This is a genomic window from Salmonella sp. A29-2, assembly GCF_020150755.1.
GTDB classification, from domain to species: domain Bacteria; phylum Pseudomonadota; class Gammaproteobacteria; order Enterobacterales; family Enterobacteriaceae; genus Salmonella; species Salmonella enterica.
Genome location: NZ_CP083731.1, coordinates 3,696,641 through 3,720,587, shown reverse-complemented (window position 1 = coordinate 3,720,587; position 23,947 = coordinate 3,696,641). Strand labels below are relative to the sequence as shown.

The 23,947-nt window shown below is 53.0% G+C and carries 21 protein-coding genes; 13 read left to right on the top strand and 8 right to left on the bottom strand.

Annotated features, from left to right (window positions below):
- Positions 1 to 532 precede the first annotated feature (532 nt).
- The 7 genes from stfA to stfH all read left to right on the top strand — a co-directional run bounded on the left by stfA (position 533) and on the right by stfH (position 6,979).
- Positions 533 to 1,093 carry a fimbrial major subunit StfA gene (gene stfA / locus K8W53_RS18150; protein ID WP_001090554.1) on the top strand — a complete coding sequence of 187 codons (561 nt, stop codon included), beginning with the start codon at positions 533 to 535 and terminating at the stop codon, positions 1,091 to 1,093.
- A gap of 85 nt (positions 1,094 to 1,178) precedes the next feature.
- Positions 1,179 to 3,836 (top strand): fimbrial biogenesis outer membrane usher protein, encoded by a 2,658-nt coding sequence (locus tag K8W53_RS18145; protein WP_023223806.1) that lies wholly within the window; start codon positions 1,179 to 1,181, stop codon positions 3,834 to 3,836.
- Positions 3,837 to 3,853: 17 nt separating this feature from the next.
- On the top strand, positions 3,854 to 4,606 hold the full coding sequence (stfD, locus tag K8W53_RS18140) for a fimbrial chaperone StfD (protein ID WP_023223807.1): 753 nt from the start codon (positions 3,854 to 3,856) through the stop codon (positions 4,604 to 4,606).
- 18 nt (positions 4,607 to 4,624) lie between these two features.
- The gene (locus K8W53_RS18135) at positions 4,625 to 5,137 is read left to right on the top strand and encodes a fimbrial protein (RefSeq protein ID WP_001647824.1); all 513 of its coding nucleotides are present in this window, start codon (positions 4,625 to 4,627) and stop codon (positions 5,135 to 5,137) included.
- Positions 5,134 to 5,610, top strand: coding sequence for a fimbrial minor subunit StfF (gene stfF / locus K8W53_RS18130; protein ID WP_000725074.1), 477 nt, complete (start codon positions 5,134 to 5,136; stop codon positions 5,608 to 5,610). The genes K8W53_RS18135 and stfF overlap by 4 nt, the downstream gene beginning before the upstream one ends.
- Positions 5,610 to 6,140 (top strand): fimbrial protein, encoded by a 531-nt coding sequence (locus K8W53_RS18125; protein ID WP_001129319.1) that lies wholly within the window; start codon positions 5,610 to 5,612, stop codon positions 6,138 to 6,140. The genes stfF and K8W53_RS18125 overlap by 1 nt, the downstream gene beginning before the upstream one ends.
- Complete coding sequence (gene stfH, locus K8W53_RS18120) at positions 6,140 to 6,979, top strand: fimbrial adhesin StfH (protein ID WP_023223808.1); 840 nt, start codon at positions 6,140 to 6,142, stop codon at positions 6,977 to 6,979. The genes K8W53_RS18125 and stfH overlap by 1 nt, the downstream gene beginning before the upstream one ends.
- A gap of 98 nt (positions 6,980 to 7,077) precedes the next feature.
- Here the strand turns inward: stfH and hemL are convergent, their stop codons facing one another.
- On the bottom strand, positions 7,078 to 8,358 hold the full coding sequence (hemL, locus tag K8W53_RS18115; RefSeq protein ID WP_000045249.1) for a glutamate-1-semialdehyde 2,1-aminomutase: 1,281 nt from the start codon (positions 8,356 to 8,358) through the stop codon (positions 7,078 to 7,080).
- 169 nt (positions 8,359 to 8,527) lie between these two features.
- On the opposite strand from hemL, the gene clcA reads away from it, so the two are divergent.
- Both clcA and erpA read left to right on the top strand, forming a co-directional pair.
- Positions 8,528 to 9,949, top strand: coding sequence for a H(+)/Cl(-) exchange transporter ClcA (gene clcA, locus K8W53_RS18110; protein WP_000845436.1), 1,422 nt, complete (start codon positions 8,528 to 8,530; stop codon positions 9,947 to 9,949).
- An 81-nt stretch (positions 9,950 to 10,030) separates the two neighbouring features.
- On the top strand, positions 10,031 to 10,375 hold the full coding sequence (gene erpA, locus K8W53_RS18105) for an iron-sulfur cluster insertion protein ErpA (protein ID WP_006893962.1): 345 nt from the start codon (positions 10,031 to 10,033) through the stop codon (positions 10,373 to 10,375).
- A gap of 100 nt (positions 10,376 to 10,475) precedes the next feature.
- Here the strand turns inward: erpA and K8W53_RS18100 are convergent, their stop codons facing one another.
- Genes K8W53_RS18100 through mtnN form a run of 3 tightly spaced genes read right to left on the bottom strand, consistent with a single transcriptional unit; the run spans position 10,476 to position 12,627 of the window.
- Positions 10,476 to 11,099 (bottom strand): TRIC cation channel family protein, encoded by a 624-nt coding sequence (locus K8W53_RS18100; protein WP_000964234.1) that lies wholly within the window; start codon positions 11,097 to 11,099, stop codon positions 10,476 to 10,478.
- A gap of 36 nt (positions 11,100 to 11,135) precedes the next feature.
- On the bottom strand, positions 11,136 to 11,936 hold the full coding sequence (gene btuF, locus K8W53_RS18095) for a vitamin B12 ABC transporter substrate-binding protein BtuF (protein WP_023223811.1): 801 nt from the start codon (positions 11,934 to 11,936) through the stop codon (positions 11,136 to 11,138).
- Complete coding sequence (gene mtnN / locus K8W53_RS18090) at positions 11,929 to 12,627, bottom strand: 5'-methylthioadenosine/S-adenosylhomocysteine nucleosidase (RefSeq protein WP_000689822.1); 699 nt, start codon at positions 12,625 to 12,627, stop codon at positions 11,929 to 11,931. Before mtnN ends, btuF begins: the two co-directional genes overlap by 8 nt.
- 84 nt (positions 12,628 to 12,711) lie before the next feature.
- On the opposite strand from mtnN, the gene dgt reads away from it, so the two are divergent.
- From dgt to cdaR, 3 genes are all read left to right on the top strand, one after another.
- Complete coding sequence (dgt, locus tag K8W53_RS18085) at positions 12,712 to 14,229, top strand: dGTPase (RefSeq protein ID WP_000146450.1); 1,518 nt, start codon at positions 12,712 to 12,714, stop codon at positions 14,227 to 14,229.
- Between the two features lie 129 nt (positions 14,230 to 14,358).
- A complete protein-coding gene (degP, locus tag K8W53_RS18080) occupies positions 14,359 to 15,777 on the top strand; it encodes a serine endoprotease DegP (RefSeq protein ID WP_023166208.1) in 1,419 nt (472 codons plus the stop codon).
- Positions 15,778 to 15,929: 152 nt separating this feature from the next.
- Positions 15,930 to 17,087, top strand: a complete 1,158-nt coding sequence (cdaR, locus tag K8W53_RS18075) for a DNA-binding transcriptional regulator CdaR (RefSeq protein WP_000929420.1) — start codon at positions 15,930 to 15,932, stop codon at positions 17,085 to 17,087.
- 88 nt (positions 17,088 to 17,175) lie between these two features.
- Here cdaR and K8W53_RS18070 read toward each other — a convergent pair whose 3' ends face one another.
- Positions 17,176 to 17,562 (bottom strand): DUF3461 family protein, encoded by a 387-nt coding sequence (locus K8W53_RS18070; RefSeq protein ID WP_000272193.1) that lies wholly within the window; start codon positions 17,560 to 17,562, stop codon positions 17,176 to 17,178.
- Positions 17,563 to 17,808: 246 nt separating this feature from the next.
- Here K8W53_RS18070 and K8W53_RS18065 point away from each other — a divergent pair, with 246 nt between their 5' ends.
- Positions 17,809 to 19,110, top strand: coding sequence for an MFS transporter (locus K8W53_RS18065; RefSeq protein WP_023223812.1), 1,302 nt, complete (start codon positions 17,809 to 17,811; stop codon positions 19,108 to 19,110).
- A 36-nt stretch (positions 19,111 to 19,146) separates the two neighbouring features.
- Here the strand turns inward: K8W53_RS18065 and dapD are convergent, their stop codons facing one another.
- The 3 genes from dapD to map form a co-directional block, all read right to left on the bottom strand.
- On the bottom strand, positions 19,147 to 19,971 hold the full coding sequence (gene dapD / locus K8W53_RS18060; protein ID WP_023205841.1) for a 2,3,4,5-tetrahydropyridine-2,6-dicarboxylate N-succinyltransferase: 825 nt from the start codon (positions 19,969 to 19,971) through the stop codon (positions 19,147 to 19,149).
- Positions 19,972 to 20,000: 29 nt separating this feature from the next.
- On the bottom strand, positions 20,001 to 22,673 hold the full coding sequence (gene glnD, locus K8W53_RS18055) for a bifunctional uridylyltransferase/uridylyl-removing protein GlnD (protein ID WP_001094519.1): 2,673 nt from the start codon (positions 22,671 to 22,673) through the stop codon (positions 20,001 to 20,003).
- A gap of 237 nt (positions 22,674 to 22,910) precedes the next feature.
- Positions 22,911 to 23,705, bottom strand: a complete 795-nt coding sequence (map, locus tag K8W53_RS18050) for a type I methionyl aminopeptidase (RefSeq protein ID WP_001018214.1) — start codon at positions 23,703 to 23,705, stop codon at positions 22,911 to 22,913.
- Positions 23,706 to 23,947 lie beyond the last annotated feature (242 nt).

Here is a 23,947-nt window from a genome sequence, read left to right as displayed (position 1 = left end):
AATAAGTTTTCATTATAAAACTTCGATAATAAAATATTGTTTTTTTATCGAAGTAATAAAAAACAACTCTATTAAAATAAATTAATTGCCACGAGTAAACAAAAAAAATGTAACTTAGCATTTTTTGATTTTTTTAATGGAATTTATACCAAAAATAAATCTTATGCATCATTGCTATATACTCAGTACTGTAATTCTGATCTTTTTTTATTCATTTTGACATGTTTATTGTTTTTTTGGCTCTCCCGTCTTGCTTGTTTTGTTTGTTTTTTGAACGGTAAAAAATATTTATTATTTAATGCTGATGATCCTTTAAATAAAAAACACTTGTCTTTGGGTTTTTAATGGAAAATACTTTGCCGCGCCTAAGGGATGTTATTTATTAACGTGTTGTTTGCTTCTTTTGAATGTTGCATCGGGAATTTCATAACTCGTCATATAATATATATCTACCCATATAAACATGGGGTATTGAGTATAGCTCCGTGTGAATAGCGTAAAAATACTCACCAACTTTTAATAAGGATGAAAAATGAATACAGCAGTAAAAGCTGCGGTTGCTGCCGCACTGGTTATGGGTGTTTCCAGCTTTGCCAATGCTGCGGGCAGTAATACTGGTACGGTGACTTTTACCGGTACTATTGAAGATTCACCGTGTTCAATCGTGGTTGGCGACGAACACCAGACCGTTAACCTGGGCCATATCGGTACCGGTTCTCTGATGGGCGGTAAAGAATCTTCAAAAGTCGATTTCCATATCGGTCTGGAAAACTGCGCATTCACCACTGAGAAAGAAGCGTCTACCGTTTTCTCTGCCATCGGTAACGAATCCAGCGCTAATCCGGGCAGCGTTGCGCTGATGCGCATCGGCGGCGGCGAAATGGCGGGTTCCAGCATTGTTATCGGCAACCACCTGGGTTCCGCGATCAAATTGGGCGACGCTTACAGCGAAAACCTGACGATGAACGGCAGCGTTGCGGCGGCGAAACAGACTCTTAACTTCAAAGCCTGGGTGAAAGGCGATTCCGCTGCCACCACTATCGATACCGGCGAATTCAGCAGCACCGTAAACTTCACGATCAGCTATCTGTAAGTGAAATATCATCCTGCGGCAGTCTGCCGCAGGATAATGCTCAAAGTAAAAAAATAGATTATATATTTCAGGGATAGATTGTCTGATGGCTCACTATAAAAAATTTCGTCTGAGCACGCTTGCGGCCGTGGTGGGTATTGTTCTGGCTGTCGGTCCGGAAAATAGCTACGCGGAAGCGCCCATTCAATTTAATACCCGATTTCTTGATGTTAAAGATGATGCCAGCCTGGATCTCTCCCGTTTTTCCCGTAAAGGCTACATTATGCCGGGGAGCTATCATCTTCAGGTGCTGGTCAATCAGAGTCAAATTGCTCAGGATAATATTATTACGTATTCCGTTGATAATGACGATCCTGATAATACATATCCCTGTTTATCGCCTGAACTGGTATCGCTGCTGGGGTTAAAACCTGAAATAGCAGATAAAATGATCTGGATAAATGCCGGTCAGTGTCTGCAACCAGATCAACTGGAAGGGATGGAAACCCAAACGGATTTAAGCCAGTCAACGCTGACGGTGATTATTCCGCAGGCGTATCTGGAATACAGCGATGAAGAGTGGGATCCACCTTCCCGCTGGGATGAAGGGATTCCCGGCGTGTTATTTGACTACAACGTTAACAGCCAGTGGCGACATGCTGAACATGATGACGGCGATGAATATGACATCAGCGGCAACGGCACGGTGGGCGCCAACCTCGGCGCGTGGCGTTTGCGCGCGGACTGGCAGGCTAACTATCGTCACGAAAATGACAGCGAAGATAAAGACAACTTTGGCTCCAGTTCCGAACAGAACTGGGACTGGAACCGCTATTACGCCTGGCGGGCGATCCCGCAGCTCCGGGCGCAGCTAACTCTGGGCGAAGGATCGCTGGAATCCGATATTTTCGACGGCTTTAACTATGTTGGCGGCAGCCTTATCACCGACGATCAGATGTTACCGCCTAATCTGCGCGGCTACGCCCCGGATATATCAGGCGTGGCGCGCACCAACGCCAAAGTCACCGTGACCCAGCGCGGGCGGGTGATTTATGAGTCGCAGGTCCCGGCAGGGCCGTTTCGCATTCAGGATATTAATGAAACGGTATCCGGCGATCTACACGTCAAAATTGAAGAACAAAGCGGTCAGGTGCAGGAATATGACGTCAGCACCGCCTCCATTCCGTTTCTGACCCGTCCCGGCCAGGTGCGCTACAAGTTGGCAGCCGGGCGACCGCAGGACTGGGATCACAATATGGAAGGCGGCTTTTTCACCTCAGCCGAAGCCTCCTGGGGGATCGCTAACGGCTGGTCGCTGTACGGCGGCGCCATCGGTGAGCAGGATTATCAGGCGCTGGCGTTAGGACTGGGGCGCGATCTGGCGCTGCTGGGCGCGTTTTCCGTCGATGTCACCCATTCCCGTGCGACGCTGCCAGAGGGTAGCGCCTACGGCGACGGCACCATTCAGGGTAACTCGTTCCGTGCCAGCTACGCTAAAGATTTTGATGATATAGACAGCCGTCTGACGTTTGCTGGTTATCGCTTTTCCGAAGAAAACTACATGACGATGGACGAGTTTATCGATACGCATAATGACGATAACGATCGTCAGCGTACCGGCCACGATAAAGAGATGTATACCCTGACGTACAGCCAGAACTTTTCGGCAATAAACGTCAACGCCTATATCAACTACACCCATCGCACCTACTGGAATCAACCTAACCAGGACAGCTATAACCTGACGCTGTCGCACTATTTCGATGTCGGCGAGGTGCGCGGGATCAGTCTGTCGGTGAACGGTTTTCGCAACGAATATGACAATGAACGTGATGACGGCGTGTACGTCTCGCTGAGTATTCCGTGGGGCAACAACCGCACGCTGAGCTACAACGGCTCCTTTAGCGATGACAACAACAGCAATCAGGTCGGCTATTACGAGCGCATTGACGATCGCAATAACTACCAGATCAACGCTGGCCGCGCGGATAACGGCGCGACTCTCGACGGCTACTACCGTCATCAAGCGAGCTATGCCGACATTGACGTCAGTGCGAACTATCAGGAAGGCGACTATACCTCCGGCGGGCTGAACATCCAGGGCGGCGCGACGCTGACTGCTAAAGGCGGGGCGCTGCACCGCACCAGCGTCAACGGCGGCTCGCGGCTGCTGGTGGATGTCGGCGATGAAGCGAACGTACCCATCTCCGGCTACAGCACGCCGGTATATACCAACGCGTTTGGTAAAGCCGTCATTGTCGACGTCAACGACTACTACCGCAACCAGGTGAAAATCGACATTACCCAGTTGCCGGAAGACGCGGAAGCAACCCTCTCCATTGCTCAGGCGACCCTGACGGAAGGGGCGATCGGTTATCGCCGCATGGAGGTGCTCAGCGGTAAAAAAGCCATGGCCAGTATCCGCCTGCGCGATGGCGGCACGCCGCCCTTCGGCGCGGAGGTTTACAACAGTCGCCAGCAACAGTTAGGGATCGTAGGTGAAGACGGCAGCGTTTATCTGATAGGCATTAACCCCGGCGAGCGGTTGCAGGTGACATGGGAAGGTAAAACGCAGTGTGAAGCGGCGTTGCCCGATCCGCTGCCGGGCGATCTGTTTAGCGGCCTGTTGCTGCCGTGCATCGGCGACGCTTCATCACCTGAGGCAACGCAGCCCGCAGAGAAACCATTACTCCAGCTTCATACGCAGCGGCGGACGTCTTCAACGCAACCCGAAGCGCTCTCTTCTCGTTATCCAACACATTGATTCAGGAAATCGCATTCATGATGCCATTAAAACGTTATAACCTGACCGCTGTTTTGCTGCTTTTGCTGGGCGGCTACGGTAGCGCCCAGGCCGCCATCGCGCCCGATCGCACCCGCCTGGTGTTTCGCGGCGAAGATAAATCGATAAGCGTCGATCTGAAAAACGCCAACAGCAAACTGCCCTATCTGGCGCAGTCCTGGGTGGAAGATGAGAAGGGCGTCAAAATTACCTCACCTTTAATCGTCGTCCCACCGGTCCAGCGCATTGAGCCGTCGGCAATCGGACAGGTCAAAATTCAGGGGATGCCGGCGCTGGCGTCGCTCCCCCAGGATCGGGAAAACCTTTTTTATTACAACGTGCGCGAAATTCCGCCGCAAAGCGACAAGCCCAACACGCTGCAAATCGCCCTGCAAACGCGCATCAAAGTTTTTTACCGCCCGCAGGCGCTATCGAAAATCGATATGCAGCATCCCTGGCAATACAAGATCACCCTTCAGCGTCAGGGCAATGGCTATCAGGTGAGCAATCCGACCGGTTACTACGTGGTGTTAAGCAACGCCAGCAACCGCATGGACGGCACACCAGCCAGAGGCTTTAGCCCTTTAGTGATTGCACCAAAAAGCAACGTGACGCTGGGAGGGGACGCCAGTGAATTAGGTCGCTCGCCTGTGCTGACTTACGTCAACGATTATGGCGCGCGGTTACCGCTGATTTTTAACTGTACTGACAATAGTTGTGCGGTAGATGAAGCAAAAAGCAGAAAGTCGTAACCGACAAGGAGACGCAAGATGAGGCAATGGCGGTTACGGCTGGGCACGGTAACGTGTGCGGCCATGCTGAGTGCGGTCAGTATGCCGCTGGCAGCGGAAAGTAAGACGGTCAACATGACGCTGACGATAGTCGTTAATGCCGCGCCGCCCTGTACTGTGACCGGCGGTGAGGTGGAATTTGGCAATGTGTTGACGACGAAAGTGGACGGGGTGAATTACCGGCAGGCGGTGGGCTATCGCCTGAGCTGTAATGGCAGAGTGAGCGATTACCTGAAGTTACAGATTCAGGGGAATGCGGTGACTATCAATGGCGAGTCGGTATTGCAAACCGATGTCGATGGATTGGGTATCCGTCTGCAAACCGCCACGGATGGCGCGCTGATTTCACCCGGCAATACGCAATGGTTGTCATTTCAATACAGCGGTGGCAGCGGTCCGGCCATTGAGGCAATTCCCGTCAAAAATAATGGCGTAACGTTAACAGGTGGCGCGTTTAACGCAGGCGCCACGTTGGTGGTGGATTACCAATGAAAAAAATAGTTTTGACGATGTTAATGGGGGGCAGCCTTGCCGCACAGGCAGCCGATAATCTTAAGTTTCACGGCACATTAATTTCACCGCCGAATTGTACGATTAACAATGATCAGACGATCGACGTTGAGTTCGGTAACCTGCTGATTAATAAAATAGATGGTACGCGTTATGCGCAGAATGTTCCGTATGAGATCACCTGTGATTCAACGGTGCGCGATGAGACGATGGCGATGACCCTGACGCTAAGCGGTTCCGTGAGTGATTTTAATCCGGCGGCGGTAAACACCAGCGTGGCGGGACTGGGGATTGAACTCAGGCAGAACGACCAACCCTTTACGTTGGGGTCCACCATTACGGTGAATGAACAATCGATACCTGTTCTGAAAGCCATACCGGTTAAAAAGAGCGGTGCTTCGCTGAAAGAAGGCGGCTTCGATGCGACGGCAACATTACAGGTGGATTATCAGTAATGGCTAAAAGACAGGCGTTATTACACGGCGCGGCCTGCATCCTCTGTGGGGCGCTGATATTGCCGGTCTCAGCGGCAGATAACCTGCATTTTTCCGGTAGCCTGGTGGCCAGTCCTTGCACGCTCACGATGCAGGGGACGGGGATTGCCGAAGTCGATTTTTCGTCGCTTGACAGTTCTGATTTCACTCCCGACGGCCAGTCTGCTCGTAAGCCTCTGGTGTTTGAGCTCACGGATTGCGATTCGGCGCTGAGTAACGGGGTGCAGGTGACTTTCACTGGAACCGAAGCGACCGGAATGCGCGGTATCCTGGCCATCGATAGCCACTCAGGCGCTTCCGGGATCGGGATTGGTATTGAAACGCTATCCGGCGTTCCCGTGGGCATGAACGATGAAGAGGGTGCGATATTCACGCTGGTGACGGGGAATAACGCGCTAAGCCTGAATGCCTGGGTACAACGCCTTCCTGGCGAAGATCTGGTTCCGGGAACGTTCTTCGCAAGCGCACTAGTTACATTTGAGTATTTATGATGAGAAACATACAGATTTTATTTTTACTGTTGGCGGTCGTTTGTTGCCGTTCAATAGCGGCGGGACCCATGCTGAAAGCGACATTTTCAAGCACCACGATGTATTATGGTATTGGCCCTAATAGCGACAAATCTATTGTGGCGGAGGTGACGATAGCGACTCCGGAGGGAGTGTACTATGGCTCCTGGAACCTTTCGGGACATCGTAAAGGAGAAACGCTAACCGCAGACTCCTGGTCTGGGCCAGAACCTGCGCCGAAGGTTGTATTGAAGGATTTTGATAACACTGTTTCGCGATCTGCGTGCAAGAATCTTCCCTCGAACTGGAGGGGGTGTGGCTCTTTTACCCTGGAGATTACGGTACAAAGCGATGATTATGGTTGCCCCTGGCTGGCGTCGAGCCATATCGTTGCTACCGCTTTTATCACTAACGAAACGTATTCTCCGCCGGATACGCGCAGTTCAGTTTGCCCGAAAGTTCCCGTTGATACTTTTGATATCTCCTGGGATGCGAACGTTTCGAAACAGAAAACAACCCTCATGCTTGATGCCACCGGTGGCACGGTGAATCGCACGTTACATACCTATTTGATGGAGGGGGGGAAACTGTGCGATGGCAGCAAATTTGACAACCGTGGCGCTTATTGCCGTTTTGTCTCATCGGGTATTACGCTCAATGTGCTGGGCTGCGACCAGTCGAGCGTCACGACCAGCGCCGTTGATCATCCGATAACCGATGTTGAGCTTCATGACATTAATGTAGCGGTGAACACCCGCAACATTGGCTCCGGGCAGTTCACGTCGACCTGTAGCTTTCAGTATATTATTGATGAGCTTTAGGTTGTCTGGTGCGGTTCAGGCTAACCTGCGATGAACCAAAAAAAAGCCGGGTGGCGGCTTCGCCTTACCCGGCCTACGTTGTTTCTGGACGTTCTCTTTTACAATTTCGCAAACACCCGACGCGCGGCGTCAATAGTATTATTAATGTCGTCCATGCTGTGTGCGACCGACATAAAGCCCGCCTCAAACGCCGATGGCGCCAGATACACGCCTTCCTCCAGCATCAGGTGGAAGAAACGCTTAAAGCGTTCCACGTCGCACGCCATCACGTCCTGATAGCAGGTTACGCTCTCAGCGTCGGTGAAGAAAATCCCGAACATGCCGCCGACATGGTTAACCACCAGCGGAATATTCGCTTCTTCGGCAGCTTCCAGCAAACCTTCCGCCAGACGGGTGGTGAGCTCATCCAGCGTTTCATGAATGCCGGGTTGGGCGACTTCATTCAGGCAGGCGAAACCGGCCGCCATCGCAATCGGGTTGCCGGAAAGGGTGCCAGCCTGGTAAACCGGGCCCGTCGGCGCCAGCGCATCCATTACATCGCGACGACCGCCAAACGCGCCTACCGGCATCCCGCCGCCGATGATTTTACCCAGACAGGTCAGGTCCGGCACGACGCCGTAGTAATCCTGGGCTCCGGCCAGTGCTACGCGAAAACCGGTCATCACTTCGTCGATAATCAGCAGTGCGCCGAACTCATCGCACAAGGCGCGCAGACCTGGCAGAAATTCCGGCAGCGGCGGGACGCAGTTCATATTGCCCGCCACGGGTTCGACGATGATACAGGCGATTTCCTGTGGATATTGTTCAAACGCCGCGCGCACTGATGCCAGATCGTTATAAGTGCAGGTCAGCGTATGTTTCGCGAAATCTGCCGGCACGCCCGGCGAGTTCGGCTGACCAAGCGTCAGCGCGCCAGAACCGGCTTTGACCAGCAGGCAGTCTGCGTGGCCGTGGTAGCAGCCTTCGAATTTGATAATCTTATCGCGGCCAGTAAAACCACGCGCCAGGCGAATCGCGCTCATCGTTGCTTCGGTACCGGAGTTCACCATGCGCACCATGTCCATGGTCGGCACCAGGTTGGTGACCAGTTCCGCCATTTTCACTTCCATTTCGGTTGGCGCGCCGAAGCTTAAACCGCGCTCCGCAGCTTCGATCACCGCATTGCGGATAGCCGGATGGTTATGCCCCAGTACCATTGGCCCCCAGGAACCGACATAGTCGATATACGCTTTGCCATCGACATCATAAAGATACGCGCCGTCCGCTTTTTCGATAAACAGCGGGGTGCCGCCCACGCCAGTGAAGGCGCGAACAGGGGAGTTCACGCCGCCGGGGATCAGCTCGCGGGCCGCGCTATAGAGATTTTCAGACTTACTCATGGAAAGATTCCTGGTTCGTAGAAAAAGTGAATACCCGCTATTCTAAGTTATTCAGAGAAGGTTATGAAAGTTTTACGCATTTGAAACAATACGATTTGCAGGGGATTTTCGCGGCGTTGGCGAGTAGAATGCCGACTTTAGATTTGTATTACCAATTAATGATCTTCTGATGAAAACAGACACTTCCACCTTTTTAGCTCAGCAAATTGTGCGTTTACGGCGCAGAGATCAGATTCGCCGGTTAATGCAGCGGGATAAAACGCCGCTGGCCATCCTGTTAATGGCGGCCGTTGTCGGCACGCTTACCGGCCTGGTTGGCGTCGCCTTTGAAAAGGCGGTTTCCTGGGTACAAAACATGCGCATTGGCGCGCTGGTTCAGGTCGCGGACCATGCGTTTTTGCTTTGGCCGCTGGCCTTTATCCTTTCGGCGTTACTGGCGATGGTCGGCTACTTTTTGGTGCGAAAATTTGCGCCGGAAGCCGGCGGCTCGGGTATCCCGGAAATTGAAGGCGCGCTGGAGGAGCTACGTCCGGTACGCTGGTGGCGCGTGTTGCCGGTGAAGTTTATCGGCGGGATGGGAACGTTGGGCGCAGGAATGGTATTAGGGCGCGAAGGGCCAACGGTGCAAATCGGGGGCAACCTGGGGCGCATGGTGCTGGATGTTTTTCGTATGCGCAGCGCCGAAGCGCGGCATACGTTGCTGGCGACCGGCGCGGCGGCGGGGCTCTCTGCGGCGTTTAACGCGCCGCTGGCGGGTATCCTGTTTATTATTGAAGAGATGCGCCCGCAGTTTCGCTACAACCTGATTTCGATTAAAGCGGTGTTTACCGGCGTCATCATGTCGAGCATTGTGTTCCGCATATTTAACGGCGAAGCGCCGATTATTGAAGTCGGCAAACTGTCTGATGCGCCGGTTAACACACTGTGGTTATACCTTATCCTCGGCATTATTTTTGGCTGCGTCGGGCCGGTATTTAATTCGCTGGTGCTGCGTACCCAGGATATGTTTCAGCGCTTTCATGGCGGCGAAATTAAAAAATGGGTGCTAATGGGCGGTGCGATCGGCGGCCTGTGCGGTATTCTGGGGTTGATTGAGCCGGAAGCGGCAGGCGGCGGATTTAACCTTATTCCTATCGCCGCGGCAGGTAATTTTAGCGTCGGGCTACTGCTGTTCATCTTTATTGCCCGGGTGGTCACAACGCTGCTTTGCTTTTCTTCCGGCGCGCCGGGGGGCATTTTCGCCCCGATGCTGGCGTTGGGAACGCTGCTTGGTACGGCCTTCGGTATGGCGGCGGCAGTGCTTTTCCCGCAGTATCACCTGGAGGCCGGTACCTTTGCGATTGCCGGGATGGGGGCGCTGATGGCGGCGTCGGTGCGCGCCCCGCTGACGGGGATTGTGCTGGTGCTGGAGATGACCGATAACTATCAGCTCATTTTGCCAATGATTATTACCTGTCTTGGCGCGACACTATTAGCCCAGTTTTTGGGCGGGAAACCGTTATACTCAACCATCCTGGCGCGCACTCTGGCGAAGCAGGATGCGGAACAGGCGGCGAAAAACCAGAATGCGCCTGCGGGCGAGAATACTTGAACGAATTACCAGGGTATTAGATAATGACTGCCAATATTGGGTGAAAATTTATCCAATTACCGATGTCGTTTGGAGCAAAATATGAGTGATGACGTAGCGCTGCCGCTGCAGTTTACCGACGCAGCAGCGAATAAAGTAAAAAGCCTTATCGCTGACGAAGATAACCCGAATCTGAAACTGCGCGTGTATATCACCGGCGGTGGTTGCAGCGGCTTCCAGTATGGTTTTACCTTTGACGATCAGGTGAACGAAGGGGATATGACCATCGAAAAACAGGGCGTTGGCCTGGTGGTTGACCCGATGAGTTTGCAGTATCTGGTGGGGGGGGCGGTCGATTATACCGAAGGCCTGGAAGGTTCCCGCTTCATTGTAACCAACCCGAATGCGAAAAGTACCTGCGGGTGTGGCTCTTCCTTCAGCATTTGATTGTTGTTCGTTGTGCCGGATGGCGACGCGAGCGTCTTATCCGGCCGACAGGAAAGATGTTCCAGGCCCGATAAGCGTAGCGCCATCGGGCAAAACAATATCAACGTCCGTTTTCATCCAGGGCAAACGTCGGCAATTTCAAATGCCAGCGAATGGCGGCCAGCCGAATGAACAGCGTGACCACCATACCCATCATGCTGGCGCTTTCCAGCGGTACTGAAAACGTATAAAACGCGGTAGCGTGAACAATCCCGCCGATAATACAGGCCGTGGCATAGATTTCGGTGCGTAGGATCATGGGGATCTCGCGTGCCAGAACATCGCGAATAATCCCGCCGCCGACGCCGGTAATCACGCCCATACAGACTGCCACTAATGGCCCCGTTTCAGCGAGGAAGGCCTTATTCACCCCAATGCCGACAAACACCGCCAGCCCGACCGCATCCAGTACCGGCAACATCCATTTCGGCAGACGTCTTGGCTGGCGAACCAGCAGGATGGTCAGCATACTGGTGACCATGGCGACGACCAGATCGGTAGGATCTTTAACCCAGAATACTGGGCCGTTATCCAGCGCCATATCGCGGATTGTCCCGCCGCCGACGGCAGTAACGACGCCGAGCACCAGGACGCCGAACGGGTCCATACGTAATTTCCCGGCCAGCAACACGCCAGAGATAGCAAATACAGCCGTGCCTACAATATCCAGCCAATAGACGAGCATTGTCGAATCCCCACTGGGAGCCTGGTAAGACAGGCTCTAATTCACCTGTGAAAGCGCATTACAGAGTTGTTTTGCGGCGAGGATAATACGCGGGCTTGCGCGTTCAAACCAGTCGCTGTTAAGCGGAATAACCGGAATTTTTAACAGGTTTCCCCAGTATTGTTCAATTTTGAGAATTTCGCCCGCTTTTCCGGCCACGATAATGGCCTGAGGATGCCTTGCCAGCACCTGTTCACGGCTGACTTGCGGCCACGGCACGCGGCTGTCAGCAAAGACGTTTTCTCCGCCGCAGGTCGTCAAAACCTGATGTTGAATAGACCCTTTACCACTGGTAAACAGAGGATTCATGCCAAACTGAAGAAAGACGCGCTTTTTAGCTTTACCGGCATACTCGGCGTTGAGCGCGGCGTACTCGTTTAGCAATGTCTGCGCTGCCTGCTGAGCCTTTTCCGGCTGCGGGCTCCAGGCGGCCAGTTGGCGGAGCGTGTCGGCGATCTGTTCGACGGTTACCGCGTCCACCCACATGACCTTAATACCTAATGACGTCAGTTGGTTTACCTGGCGTTCCGCATTACCGCCGCGCCAGGCGACGACCAGATCCGGCTTCAGCGCCACAATGCGTTCCAGATTCATTCCCTGCCAGGTAGAGACCTGTTCTATTTTTTGCGCTTCGGGCGGGTAGTCGGAATAGCTGCTGACGCCAACGGGCGTAATCCCGGCGGCAAAAGCGAGCTCCGTATTGGCGGGAGAGAGGGTAATTACGCGCGGCGCAGCGTAAAGCCACACCGGGAGCGTAAGCAGCAGGGCGACCAGCGCCCTGAACATTTGCTTAGCCATGCGCCAGTTTCTGTACCAGCGTTTCGACCATCAGAGTCGACTGTTTCGCCGCCACCGCGAGGAATTCGTCAAAGCTGAGGTGCGATTGCTGATCGGCCACGTCAGAAATAGCGCGTACCACCACGAACGGCACGTTGAAGTTATAGCAGACGTGTGCGATAGCGGTGGCTTCCATCTCTACGGCGACCGCGTCGGGGAAGTTATGCCGAATTTTTGCCAGCCCGACGGAGCCGTTAATAAACGCGTCGCCGCTAACAATAAGGCCGCGTACCGCGTTCAGATTCAGCTCCCTGATGCAGGATTCCGCGGCGGCGATCAGTTTGTCATCGGCCTTAAATCCGGCCGGACAGCCCGGTAATTGCCCGTATTCATAGCCGAAAGCGGTCACATCAGCGTCGTGGTAACGCGCTTCGTCAGAGACGACGATATCGCCGACCTTCAGCGTGGACGCCAGACCGCCTGCGGAACCGGTATTGATGATCACGTCCGGTTTGCAGTGCTCCAGAAGCAACGTTGCGCCCAGCGCCGCCGCGACTTTACCGATACCGGATTTCAGCAACGCCACTTCGGTGCCATTCAACTGGCCGGTGTAAATTTCGCAGCCGCCTAGCGTAATCGTCTGACGGTTGTCAATTTTGTCACGCAGCAGCGTAACTTCTTCTTCCATTGCGCCAATGATGCCGATTTTCATAGATTTACTCGCGATAAGTCAGTTTTGAGGGCATAGTTTATCATGCGCTTATGGGGAAGCGCATTTCTCAGGCGGGGAGAGAATATGGCATCGATCGATTTCCGAAATAAAATTAACTGGCATCGTCGTTATCGTTCACCGCAGGGCGTAAAGACGGAACATGAGATCCTGCGGATTTTTGAAAGCGATCGCGGGCGGATTATCAACTCTCCGGCTATACGCCGTTTGCAGCAAAAAACGCAGGTTTTCCCGCTGGAGCGCAATGCCGCGGTGCGTACTCGCCTGACGCATTCAATGGAGGTGCAGCAGGTAGGGCGTTATATCGCGAAAGAGATTTTAAGCCGCCTGAAAGAGCAAAACCGACTGGAGGAGTACGGTCTGGACGCGCTGACCGGTCCCTTTGAAAGTATTGTGGAAATGGCCTGCCTGATGCACGACATCGGTAATCCGCCGTTCGGTCATTTTGGCGAGGCGGCGATCAATGACTGGTTTCGTCAGCGGCTGCATCCGGAAGATGCGGAAAGTCAGCCGCTCACGCATGATCGTTGTGTGGTTTCCTCGCTACGGTTACAGGAAGGCGAAGAAAATCTGAACGATATTCGCCGCAAGGTACGTCAGGATATCTGCCATTTTGAAGGCAATGCACAGGGAATTCGTCTGGTGCATACGCTCATGCGGATGAATCTTACCTGGGCGCAGGTTGGCGGAATTTTAAAATATACCCGTCCGGCATGGTGGCGAGGGCCGGTGCCGGATTCCCATCGCTATTTAATGAAGAAACCGGGCTATTATCTTTCTGAAGAGAAGTATATTGCGAGGTTACGTAAAGAACTTCAGTTAGCGCCTTACAGTCGCTTTCCATTAACGTGGATTATGGAAGCCGCAGATGATATTTCTTATTGTGTCGCCGATCTTGAAGACGCGGTAGAGAAAAGAATCTTTAGCGTTGAGCAGCTTTATCATCATTTATATCACGCGTGGGGCCACCATGAGAAGGATTCGCTGTTTGAGCTGGTGGTAGGAAATGCGTGGGAAAAATCACGCGCCAATACATTAAGCCGCAGTACCGAAGATCAGTTTTTTATGTATTTACGGGTAAATACATTAAATAAACTGGTGCCCTATGCCGCTCAGCGTTTTATTGATAATTTGCCGCAGATTTTTGCCGGTACCTTCAATCAGGCGTTACTGGAAGATGCCAGCGGTTTTAGCCGCCTGCTTGAACTCTATAAGAATGTGGCGGTTGAACATGTGTTTAGCCATCCGGATGTAGAACAGCTTGAACTACAGGGATACCGGGTGATCAGCGGATTATTAGATATCTATCAGCCGCTATTAAGCCTGTCGCTTAACGACTTTCGCGAGCTGGTGGAAAAAGAACGGTTGAAACGCTTCCCCATAGAATCGCGCTTATTTCAGAAACTTTCTACGCGCCATCGTTTGGCCTACGTGGAAGTCGTCAGTAAATTACCCACGGATTCGGCGGAGTACCCGGTACTGGAATATTATTATCGCTGTCGGTTGATTCAGGATTATATCAGCGGGATGACTGACCTTTACGCATGGGATGAATATCGGCGTTTGATGGCGGTCGAACAGTAAATGGACTTTTGTAAAGATGGACAATAAATTTTTACTTTTTCCAGAAACTTTATTCCGGAACTTCGCGTTATAAAATGAATCTGACGTACACAGCAATTTTGCGTTACCTGTTAATCGAGATTGAAACACATGAAAAAAACCACATTAGCAATGAGTGCACTGGCTCTGAGTTTAGGTTTGGCATTGTCGCCTCTGTCTGCCACGGCGGCTGAAACGTCCTCTTCAGCAATGACTGCCCAGCAGATGCCAAGCCTGGCACCGATGCTCGAAAAAGTGATGCCATCGGTGGTCAGTATTAATGTAGAAGGTAGCACCACGGTGAATACGCCGCGTATGCCGCGTAATTTCCAGCAGTTCTTTGGCGATGACTCCCCGTTCTGCCAGGACGGTTCTCCGTTCCAGAATTCTCCGTTCTGCCAGGGCGGCGGCAACGGCGGTCAACAGCAGAAATTCATGGCGCTGGGCTCCGGCGTAATTATTGACGCCGCGAAGGGCTACGTCGTCACCAACAACCACGTGGTTGATAACGCCAGCGTGATTAAAGTACAGCTTAGCGATGGACGTAAATTCGATGCTAAAGTGGTGGGCAAAGATCCGCGTTCTGATATCGCGCTGATTCAAATTCAGAATCCGAAGAACCTGACGGCGATTAAGCTGGCGGACTCCGACGCGCTGCGCGTGGGGGATTATACCGTCGCTATTGGTAACCCGTTTGGTCTGGGCGAAACGGTGACGTCAGGTATCGTTTCGGCGCTGGGGCGTAGCGGCCTGAACGTAGAAAATTACGAGAACTTTATTCAGACCGACGCCGCGATTAACCGTGGTAACTCCGGCGGCGCGCTGGTGAACCTGAACGGTGAGCTGATCGGTATTAACACCGCGATTCTGGCGCCGGACGGCGGCAACATCGGTATCGGCTTCGCTATCCCCAGTAACATGGTGAAAAACCTGACGTCGCAGATGGTGGAATACGGTCAGGTGAAACGCGGCGAACTGGGGATCATGGGGACTGAGCTGAATTCCGAATTGGCGAAAGCGATGAAAGTCGATGCCCAGCGTGGCGCGTTCGTCAGCCAGGTGATGCCGAATTCGTCCGCGGCGAAAGCGGGTATCAAAGCCGGGGATGTCATTACCTCGCTGAACGGTAAACCGATCAGCAGCTTTGCGGCGCTGCGCGCTCAGGTCGGCACTATGCCGGTCGGCAGCAAAATCAGCCTCGGTCTGCTGCGTGAAGGTAAAGCGATTACGGTTAATCTGGAACTGCAGCAGAGCAGCCAGAGTCAGGTTGATTCCAGCACCATCTTCAGCGGGATTGAAGGCGCTGAAATGAGCAATAAAGGCCAGGATAAAGGCGTTGTGGTGAGCAGCGTGAAAGCGAATTCACCCGCCGCGCAAATTGGCCTCAAAAAAGGTGATGTGATTATCGGCGCTAACCAGCAGCCGGTGAAAAATATCGCCGAACTGCGTAAGATTCTCGACAGCAAACCGTCGGTTCTGGCGCTGAATATTCAGCGTGGTGATAGTTCTATTTATTTGCTGATGCAGTAATCACCTTTGTCCCCCTTCCTCCATGGAAGGGGGCAACACTTTTCTGTGAAACCCCCCACAACTCCATACTTATTTGCACCGTTTTGTGCATTTGCACAATGTCGAGACCTGTCATCTTCCTTATGCTTGTGCTCTGCTCACAGGAGGGATTTATGGCTGGCTGGCATCTTGATACCAAAATGGCGCAGGATATCGTGGCGCGCACTATGCGCATCATCGATACCAATATCAACGTAATGGATGCCCGCGGGCGTATTATCGGCAGCGGCGATCGGGAACGTATTGGTGAATTGCACGAAGGCGCGCTGTTAGTACTGTCGCAAGGCCGGGTTGTGGATATCGACGACGCCGTGGCGCGACACCTGCACGGGGTGCGTCAGGGGATTAATCTTCCCTTACGCCTTGAGGGCGAAATTGTCGGCGTGATCGGCCTCACCGGCGAACCAGAGCATCTGCGTAAATATGGTGAACTGGTGTGTATGACTGCCGAAATGATGCTGGAGCAGTCGCGGTTAATGCACCTTTTGGCGCAGGATAGCCGTTTGCGTGAAGAGCTGGTAATGAACCTGATTCAGGCCGAAGAAAATACGCCGGCGCTGGTGGAATGGGCGCAGCGTTTGGGGATCGATTTGAACCAGCCGCGTGTGGCGGCGGTGGTGGAAGTCGACAGCGGCCAGCTTGGCGTCGATAGCGCAATGGCGGAACTTCAGCAGTTGCAGAATGCGCTTACCACGCCGGAGCGTAACAACCTGATAGCCATTGTTTCTCTCACCGAGATGGTGGTACTCAAACCCGCCTTAAACTCGTTTGGTCGCTGGGATGCTGAAGATCATCGTAAGCGCGTAGAGCAGCTTATCTCGCGCATGAAAGAGAATGGTCAGCTACGTTTTCGCGTGGCGCTGGGCAATTACTTTACCGGGCCGGGCAGTATTGCACGCTCATACCGCACGGCGCGCACTACGATGATGGTCGGCAAACAGCGGATGCCAGAAAGCCGCAGCTATTTTTATCAGGATTTGATGCTGCCGGTTCTGTTAGATAGCCTGCGTGGCGGCTGGCAGGCCAATGAGCTGGCGCGCCCGCTGGTAAAACTCAAAGCGATGGATAACAACGGGTTATTACGTCGGACGCTGACGGCGTGGTTTCGCCATAATGTCCAGCCGCTGGCGACCTCTAAGGCGCTGTTTATTCATCGTAACACGCTGGAATATCGGCTAAATCGTATTTCGGAACTGACCGGGCTGGATTTGGGAAATTTTGACGATCGGCTGTTGCTGTATGTGGCGCTACAATTGGATGAACAGCGTTAAGCCCGGCGGCGCTACGCTTATCAGGCCTACGGGGATATATCTGTAGGCCGGATAAGGCGTAACACGTCGCCATCCGGCAACACACAGCTTACTTACGGGTAAGCTTGTCCAGATCGGCTTCGATTTCACTGATCTTATTCGCGACGACGCTTTCCAGATGGCGCAAGTCGTCGAGGATCTTACGTTTGAGATCGAGTTCTGAGCGGTCGCGCTGGCAGATTTGGTCCAGCTCGTCAATCACATAGCGTAGGTTAGGGCTAATCTCCTGTACTTCTTTATAACCCTGACCGATGCCATCGGCCACCACCGTTTTACGCTGGCGTGGATACTTAAACTTCACGCTTTTAGCAAAGAATTCACCTCTATCCTTTTGAAAATAGATTTTCAGGATATCGTTATTGGCTTCTTGCCGCAGGCTGTAACGATCGATTTCCTCAGGATTGGTAATGCCCAGACTTTTTAGATTGTCATACATAGCGGTATCCTTCATCACACTATAACTTTTGAATAATTAACGAAAAATTGGTTTTTCGCCACCAGTGTATACAAAAAAAGCGCGGTTGATCGCAGAAGACGTCTCGGCAACGTAATGAGCAAAAGGGCGGCGGTTATTGATAGCTTAAGTAATTCAACGTGATATTCCGTTTATAGAGAAAGCGTTTGAAGTCAGTGTGGGAAATTGACCGGAGGCAGTGGTCGATAACCTTGAGAGGCGGAGTCTATGTCCGGAACGTATAATGCTACTATTCGCCGGGTGGTGGTTTCCGCCTGGATAGGAAACTCCATTGAATATTATGATTTTCTATTATACGGCCTGGCAAGCGCGCTGGTATTTGGCCCGCTTTTTTTCCCTGGCGCCAGCCCATTGACTGCAACGTTATCTTCTTTTGCCAGTTTCGGCGTGGGATTTATCTCCCGACCGCTGGGCGCGCTATTTTTTGGCAACAGGGGAGATACGCTTGGGCGTAAAAACACGTTATTAATCACATTAGGGGGGATGGGCGCGGTCACGTTTCTCATCGGTTGCCTGCCTTCTTACGCCAGTATTGGCGCGCTGGCGCCTGCTTTACTGGTTATTCTGCGTTTTCTACAGGGATTTATGGTTGGAGGCGAATGGGGAGGCGCCATGTTGATGGTCGTGGAATATGCTGCTGGAAAGCACCGGGGGCGGTTAAGCGCGCTATCGCAAACAGGAGGACTCACGGGACAATTATTGGCGACAGGCGTATTTATAGTCGTGACCCAATTACCGCACGAGGCGTTGTTATCGTGGGGATGGCGTATTCCTTTTCTGCTCAGTGCGCTTTTGGTGTTGCCTGGATTATATATGCGTCATCGTCTGGATGAGACGCCTGTCTTCCGTGCGTTTAAAAAGCAGCAGGCCATTAATCATAGGCAGCAAAGAGAAGAAAGGCCGGTGGTCAAAGTAGTACGAGAACAATGGCGCAGCATTTTGCTGATTATAATTCTGCGTTTTGCGGAAAGCGTTCCCTTTTTTCTTGCTACCGTCTTCGCGGTTTCCTGGGCGACGACGCAGCTTGGGATTGCCAGCCTGACTATTCTGTACATTGTAATGTTCACCTGTCTGCTGGCGTATCCCATGCACGTGCTATTTGGCATCATGTCGGATCGGCGTGGCTGCCGTCAGGTGTATATTTTCGGCGCGCTTTTTGTCGCGGCAATGGCTTTTCCCTTTTTCTGGCTGCTGGAAAGCCGTTCGCTCATACTGATGACAATGGGCTACGTTCTGCTTATTAACATTGGTCATAATTCACTGAATGCCGTGCAACCTTCTTTTTTCGCCGGACTGTTTCATCCGCCTGTACGCTACAGCGGTTCATCAATTGGCGCTCAGTTGGGGGCGGTTGTGGCAGGGGGATTCACGCCGTTTATCGCTAAAGCGTTAAGCGCAGTCTATGATAACAGTTGGGCATTGGTTGCCGGTTATGTCGTTTTGACTGCGCTGGCTTCGGCGTTTGCGGCAAAGATTGCGCCGGAAACCGTGTTACCGCATTCGCCGTAATGCAAAGGGGGGCTGTCGCCCCCGCTTTTCACTCGCTTAATCAATAGTGCGCAATAATTCGTTAATGCCCACTTTACCACGCGTTTTGGCGTCGACTTTTTTCACGATCACCGCGCAGTACAGGCTGTACTTGCCGTCTTTTGACGGCAGGTTGCCGGAAACGACCACGGAGCCCGCCGGTACGCGGCCATAGTGAACTTCACCGGTTTCGCGATCGTAGATTTTGGTGCTCTGGCCGAGGTATACCCCCATGGAAATGACGGAACCTTCTTCGACAATGACGCCTTCCACGACTTCAGAACGCGCGCCAATAAAGCAGTTGTCTTCAATGATGGTCGGGTTAGCCTGCAGCGGCTCCAGTACGCCGCCGATACCCACGCCGCCGGAAAGGTGAACATTTTTACCAATCTGCGCGCAGGAACCCACCGTCGCCCAGGTGTCAACCATGGTGCCTTCGTCAACGTAGGCGCCGATGTTAACGTAAGACGGCATCAGCACGGTGTTGCGGGCGATAAATGCGCCCTGACGAACGGCCGCAGGCGGAACGACGCGGAAGCCTTCTTTCTGAAAACGCGCTTCGTCGTAATCAGCGAATTTCATCGGGACTTTATCGAAGTAGCGGCTTTCCGCACCGTCGATAACCTGGTTATCGTTAATACGGAAAGAGAGCAGAACCGCTTTCTTCAACCACTGGTGAGTGACCCACTGACCGTCGATTTTTTCTGCGACACGCAGCGCGCCGGAATCAAGTAGAGAAATGACCTGGTTTACTGCCTCTCGGGTCACGGTATCTACATTAGCCGGCGTAATATCGGCGCGGCGCTCAAAAGCGCTCTCAATAACGTTCTGTAACTGCTGCATTGTTAAACTCTTTCATATAAATAAACACACTACCCTTTATCGTTTGGATTGAGGGCCGCTGTCAACCGTTGTTGCACCTCAAGTTGCAGCACATTATTAAGTGCGCGCCGATCCGCTGTGGCGATTATGAATAAATCTTCTACTCGTTCACCAATGGTTGTAATTCGGGCGCCATGAAGCGAAATTCCCAGATCGGCAAAAATTTGTCCGACCCTGGCCAGCAGACCAGGTTGATCGAGCGCGATCAATTCCATGAATGATTTTCTGTCGGTATGGGTGGGCAGAAAATTGACTTCCGTTTCGACCGTAAAGTGCCGTAACTTTGCCGGTTGCCGACGCGGCTGCGGCGGCTGCCAGCTACGCTGCGTAATGGTCTGTTCAAGACCGGTGCGAATAACGTCATGGCGATCCGCCGCCAGCGGGCTGCCGTCTGGTTCCAGAACGATAAACGTATCCATTGCCATGCCGTCGCGAGTGGTAAAGATCTGCGCGTCATGGACGCTTAAATTACGCCTGTCCAGCTCGGCGCAGACGGCGGCAAACAGATAGGGTCTGTCCGGACTCCAGATAAAAATTTCGGTTCCGCCGCGCGTGGCCTGCGGACTGAGCAACACTAACGGTTGGCGCAGATCGTGCTGCAATAAATGGCGTGCGTGCCAGGCGAGCTGATTTGGACTATGACGAACAAAATAGTTAGCGCGACAGCGGGTCCAGATTTTGTGCAGCGCGGCTTCATCAATATTGTCCATTCGCAGCAGCGCCAGCGCCTGAAGCTGATGGTGACGCACGCGCTCACGCATATCCGGCGTATTTTGCATTCCACGCCTGAGCTGTTTTTCAGTGGCGAAGTACAGCTCGCGCAGCAGGCTCTGTTTCCAGCTATTCCACAAGGTTTCGTTGGTCGCGCAGATGTCCGCGACGGTCAGGCAGACCAGAAAACGCAGCCGTGTTTCGGTTTGCACCTCTTCGGCAAACTGCTTGATGACTTCCGGATCCTGGATGTCGCGGCGCTGGGCGGTGACTGACATTAGCAGGTGTTGGCGCACCAGCCAGGCGACCAGTTGCGTTTCGCGTGAGTTCAAACCGTGCAGTTCGGCGAAGGTGAGTACATCCTGCGCGCCCAGTACCGAATGGTCGCCGCCGCGTCCTTTCGCAATATCGTGGAACAGCGCGGCGATCAGGATCAGTTCCGGATGGGGAAGCCGCGGCCAGAGATCGACGCATAGCGGATGGCGCTGGCGCGTCTCTTCTTTCGCAAAGCTCTCCAGTTTGAGCATTACGCGGATGGTGTGTTCATCCACCGTGTATGCGTGGAACAGGTCAAACTGCATTTGTCCGACGATGTGCGACCACTGCGGCATATAAGCCCACAGTACGCTGTGGCGATGCATGGGCAGCAGGCCGCGGCTGACCGCGCCGGGATGGCGTAGCATACTCAGAAACAGAGTGCGCGCCTCCGGGATGTAACACAGCGGTTGGCTCAGGTGGCGGCGGGCGTGGCGCAAATGGCGTAACGTCGTAGAGTAGATGCCGGTGATCGCGCTATTGCGCACCATCATATAAAACATGCGCAGGATCGCTTGCGGTTCGCGGATAAACAGCGTGTCGTCACGCAGATCAATGAGCGTACCGCGCAGTTGAAACTCATCGTCAACAGGACGTGGTTTTTCATCCGCAGGCAGCGCCAGAATCGCCTCGTCAAATAGCTGAAGCAGCATCTGATTAAGTTCGCTCACCCGACGCGTAACCCGGAAGTAGTCTTTCATCATCCGCTCAACCGGATCGTTGCCCTCGCCGCTGTAGTTAAGGCGTTGAGCGACGCTTAACTGGCGGTCGAACAGCAGGCGGTTATCGTAGCGGCTGACCACCAGATGTAGCGCAAAGCGAATGCGCCACAGGATATGCAGGCACTCGTTGAGCTCCGCGCGCTCAGCCGGGGTTAAAAAGCCGAACCCCACCATCTCATCGAGCGAGGTGGCGCCGAAGTGACGTCGGGCGACCCACTGCAATGTATGGATATCGCGCAGGCCGCCGGGGCTGCTTTTAATATCCGGCTCCAGATTATAGCTGGTACCGTGATAGCGCTGGTGGCGTTGGTTCTGCTCTTCTACTTTGGCGGCGTAAAATTTGTCGGACGGCCAAAAGCCTTCGCTGAAAATATGTTTTTGCAGTGCCAGAAACAGAGCGACATCACCGATCAGCAGGCGCGTTTCGATGAGGTTTGTTGCAACGGTTAAATCAGACAGACCTTCCAGCAGACACTCTTCCAGCGTACGTACGCTATGCCCGACATCCAGCTTGACGTCCCATAATAAAGTCAGCAGCTCGCCGACCTTTTGCGCCTGTTCATCGGGCAGCTTTTTGCGGCTTAAAATGAGCAGATCAATATCGGAAAGCGGATGCAGTTCGCCGCGTCCATAGCCGCCGACGGCGACCAGCGCCAGATCGGCAATCTGACCGAAACCGGCCTCAATCCACAGGCGTTGCAACAACTGGTCGATAAATTCGGTTCGGGCTTCAATAAGCTGTTCAGCACAAATGCCGCTGTCAAATGCCTCGCCCAGCCAGTGTTGAAAGATGTCGATGCGGGCTTTGATACCAGCGACGGTCAGTTCAGCGCGCGGCCAGACGCCAGGGTTTTGCGGCTGGTCAGGGAGGGTGGGGAGTGCGGTATTCGCGTGCTGTTCAGGAAGAGTATTCATATGCGCCACCCATTAAAAAGCCGGATAATGGCGTGAACGCCTTATCCGGCCTACGTATTTACTCTTCATCCTTCAAGTTGCTTCTACGTTGGCTGCGCTCGTTCACTCCAGTCACGTACTTATGTACGCTCCTGAAGATTCACTCTCTTGCCGCCTTGAGGCAACTCGAATGATTTTGAGTAAAGGTGTAATTTGTAGGCCTGATAAGATGCGAAGGCATCGCCATCAGGCAAAACATTATTCGTCGTGTGTGATGATCGCCGGGATGGTGTCATCTTTACGCAGCGTCAGAATTTCACAGCCGTTTTCCGTTACCACAATAGTATGCTCGTACTGAGCAGACAAGCTGCGGTCTTTGGTTTTTACCGTCCAGCCGTCTTTCATGGTGCGGATACGGTAATCCCCGGCGTTCAGCATCGGTTCAATGGTAAAGGTCATGCCAGGCTGCAACACGACGCCGCCATCGTCTGCATCATAATGCAGCACCTGAGGTTCTTCATGGAAGCCGCGACCAATACCGTGTCCGCAGTATTCACGTACCACGGAGAAACCTTCGCCTTCGGCATATTTCTGGATGGCGGCGCCAATGGTGCGCAGGCGGATGCCCGGTTTCACCATTTTGATGCCCAGATACAGGCTCTCTTGCGTGACGCGGCACAGACGCTCGCCCAGAATGGTCGGTTTGCCGACGATAAACATCTTCGAGGTATCGCCGTGGAATTCATCTTTAATCACGGTCACGTCGATGTTGACGATATCACCATCTTTCAGATGTTTAGCGTCATCCGGAATGCCGTGGCACACCACTTCATTAATAGAGATACAGACGGATTTCGGATAGCCGTGGTAGCCGAGGCAGGCGGAGATCGCGTGTTGTTCGTTAACGATGTAATCGTTACAGATACGGTCCAGTTCGCCGGTAGTGACGCCCGGTTTGATATACGGTTCGATCATTTCCAGCACTTCGGCTGCCAGACGGCCCGCGACGCGCATTTTTTCGATGTCTTCAGATGTCTTGATAGAGATAGCCATGAATTCTGTCCATCAGTGCCGATGATTTCGGCAATAATTGTGTAAGTGCTGACAATGGTATCAGTCAGGGGTGTACCCTGCCAAATTGAGAATCATTCTGAACTTCGCCTTTCGTGCCACAGGTGCGTTGGCGACATTTTTTCACCCCAGTCACTTATTGGCCGTAAGCTCCCGGGGATGCAAAAATTTGCCGCCTGCCTGTAACACGAAATTCATCGTTCAATTCAGCATTGAGTGCCAAC

Excerpts from the sequence above, each read along its gene's own strand:
- degP (WP_023166208.1), top strand. The coding sequence starts at position 14,359 with ATGAAAAAAACCACATTAGCAATGAGTGCACTGGCTCTGAGTTTAGGT.
- K8W53_RS18070 (WP_000272193.1), bottom strand. The coding sequence starts at position 17,562 with ATGTATGACAATCTAAAAAGTCTGGGCATTACCAATCCTGAGGAAATC.
- cdaR (WP_000929420.1), top strand. The coding sequence starts at position 15,930 with ATGGCTGGCTGGCATCTTGATACCAAAATGGCGCAGGATATCGTGGCG.
- stfF (WP_000725074.1), top strand. The coding sequence starts at position 5,134 with ATGAAAAAAATAGTTTTGACGATGTTAATGGGGGGCAGCCTTGCCGCA.
- K8W53_RS18145 (WP_023223806.1), top strand. The coding sequence starts at position 1,179 with ATGGCTCACTATAAAAAATTTCGTCTGAGCACGCTTGCGGCCGTGGTG.
- dgt (WP_000146450.1), top strand. The coding sequence starts at position 12,712 with ATGGCATCGATCGATTTCCGAAATAAAATTAACTGGCATCGTCGTTAT.
- glnD (WP_001094519.1), bottom strand. The coding sequence starts at position 22,673 with ATGAATACTCTTCCTGAACAGCACGCGAATACCGCACTCCCCACCCTC.
- K8W53_RS18135 (WP_001647824.1), top strand. The coding sequence starts at position 4,625 with ATGAGGCAATGGCGGTTACGGCTGGGCACGGTAACGTGTGCGGCCATG.
- map (WP_001018214.1), bottom strand. The coding sequence starts at position 23,705 with ATGGCTATCTCTATCAAGACATCTGAAGACATCGAAAAAATGCGCGTC.
- stfA (WP_001090554.1), top strand. The coding sequence starts at position 533 with ATGAATACAGCAGTAAAAGCTGCGGTTGCTGCCGCACTGGTTATGGGT.
- K8W53_RS18065 (WP_023223812.1), top strand. The coding sequence starts at position 17,809 with ATGTCCGGAACGTATAATGCTACTATTCGCCGGGTGGTGGTTTCCGCC.
- K8W53_RS18100 (WP_000964234.1), bottom strand. The coding sequence starts at position 11,099 with ATGCTCGTCTATTGGCTGGATATTGTAGGCACGGCTGTATTTGCTATC.
- btuF (WP_023223811.1), bottom strand. The coding sequence starts at position 11,936 with ATGGCTAAGCAAATGTTCAGGGCGCTGGTCGCCCTGCTGCTTACGCTC.
- mtnN (WP_000689822.1), bottom strand. The coding sequence starts at position 12,627 with ATGAAAATCGGCATCATTGGCGCAATGGAAGAAGAAGTTACGCTGCTG.
- dapD (WP_023205841.1), bottom strand. The coding sequence starts at position 19,971 with ATGCAGCAGTTACAGAACGTTATTGAGAGCGCTTTTGAGCGCCGCGCC.
- K8W53_RS18125 (WP_001129319.1), top strand. The coding sequence starts at position 5,610 with ATGGCTAAAAGACAGGCGTTATTACACGGCGCGGCCTGCATCCTCTGT.
- stfH (WP_023223808.1), top strand. The coding sequence starts at position 6,140 with ATGAGAAACATACAGATTTTATTTTTACTGTTGGCGGTCGTTTGTTGC.
- stfD (WP_023223807.1), top strand. The coding sequence starts at position 3,854 with ATGATGCCATTAAAACGTTATAACCTGACCGCTGTTTTGCTGCTTTTG.
- erpA (WP_006893962.1), top strand. The coding sequence starts at position 10,031 with ATGAGTGATGACGTAGCGCTGCCGCTGCAGTTTACCGACGCAGCAGCG.
- hemL (WP_000045249.1), bottom strand. The coding sequence starts at position 8,358 with ATGAGTAAGTCTGAAAATCTCTATAGCGCGGCCCGCGAGCTGATCCCC.
- clcA (WP_000845436.1), top strand. The coding sequence starts at position 8,528 with ATGAAAACAGACACTTCCACCTTTTTAGCTCAGCAAATTGTGCGTTTA.